This is a genomic window from Psychrobacter sp. T6-1 (genome assembly GCF_052258445.1).
In genome coordinates this window covers 1-578 of sequence record NZ_JBQQFC010000784.1, presented here as the reverse complement: position 1 = coordinate 578, position 578 = coordinate 1, and the positions used below count along the sequence as shown (strand labels likewise).

The 578-nt window shown below is 50.3% G+C and carries 1 pseudogene; it reads right to left on the bottom strand.

The features are described 5' to 3' along the window. Positions 1-578 (bottom strand): annotated as a pseudogene (gene aceE, locus ACTXGO_RS16605) (pyruvate dehydrogenase (acetyl-transferring), homodimeric type); the annotation flags it as partial.

Genomic DNA, 578 nt, shown 5'->3' with positions numbered 1-578 from the left:
TTGTCGAGCTTTTCACGTCCTGCCAAGGATATCGCGCCCAAGCTCTCAGGCTCATCGGTCTCGCCATCTCCTAAGAACGCCCAAATCTTACGACCTTCAGCTTCTAGTAGACCGCGGTTTTCCATATAGCGGTGTACATGCGCGTGATAGATCGACATAATGGGGCCAAGACCCATAGAGACGGTCGGGAACTGCCAATAATCTGGCATCAGATACGGATGCGGATAGCTTGAGAGACCCTTACCACCGACTTCACGGCGAAAATTATCAAGCTGTTCTTCATCGAGGCGACCCTCTAAATAAGAGCGGGCATAAATACCCGGCGCTGAGTGACCTTGGTAGTAGATCATATCCCCACCGAAATGGTCGCTTGCGGCGCGAAAGAAATGGTTAAAACCGGTCTCATACAATGTCGCACTAGAGGCAAAAGTCGCTAAGTGACCACCTAAGTCATCATCATTTTTGTTCGCGCGCATGACCATAGCGAGCGCATTGTAGCGGATCAAAGCGCGAATTTTGCGCTCGATAGTGTGATCGCCTGGGTACATCGGCTCATCTTCGACAGCGATAGTATTAAT